1 protein-coding gene and 1 pseudogene are annotated in these 743 nt (G+C 52.5%); one reads left to right on the top strand and one right to left on the bottom strand.

The features are described from left to right. Positions 1–269 (bottom strand): hypothetical protein (locus tag R7Z77_RS28975; protein WP_411913212.1); only part of this gene is annotated, 269 nt, incomplete at its 3' end. Between R7Z77_RS28975 and R7Z77_RS25290 the strand changes: the two are divergent. Continuing rightward, positions 243–743, top strand: a pseudogene (locus tag R7Z77_RS25290) (DNA primase); the annotation flags it as partial. The gene R7Z77_RS28975 and the pseudogene R7Z77_RS25290 sit on opposite strands and share 27 nt — an antisense overlap.

The following is a 743-nucleotide window of genomic DNA, read 5'->3' as shown; positions in this document are numbered from 1 at the left end:
CCATTGCCGGTACTCTGATTGCCCACGGTAAAGCTCCTTATGAGCATAACGAAGACAACGAGCTCAGCTACTTTGCCTTCATCCGTGACAAGAGCGGTTTGGAACGCACCATCTGGGGCGTGGATCTTGAAAGAGCCATTGGTGAAAGTGAAGCCAAGTATGGGGATGAGATCGTCATGACAAACCTCGGGCGCGAGCCTGTAACTGTCGTCGTTGAAGTTAAGGACGAGCAGGGGAATGTTGTGAGAGAACAACCTATGCAAACGCATCGCAACACCTGGCTGGTGGAACGTCGCGGCGCTATGGTAACGCAGTTCCGCGCTCGCTCGAACGGTGGTGTTGAGCCGGTGAGTCACCATGTTGAGTCGGCCCCTGTGGTCAACCGCACGGTAGAAGCTCCGGCACCGCAAGTACAACATGCGGCCACACAACCGGAAGAGCAAAGCAGCGAAAACAAGCCGAAAGTTGTTCCGATGTTTCGTGAACAACCTAAGCCTTGGCTGCTTGAGCTCCAAGAAGAAATGGAGAAGAGAATGGAGCGCGAACGCGCTTACAGTGCTCGTCTCCGTGAGAAAATCGAGAAGGTATGGAACGAGTGTTTGCCGTTCTCCAGTCATGTGACTGAGCCAATGCGTCTGTACTTCAAAAACCGCGAGCTTCTGTTCAAGGTTGATGAAGTAGAAAAAACAGACTGTCTGCGGTTCAATCCGGCTATGGCCTACTACGACGAAGATGGCAATGAA

This window comes from Vibrio sp. 1401, assembly GCF_033340295.1.
This window is presented reverse-complemented; position numbering and strand designations above follow the sequence as displayed.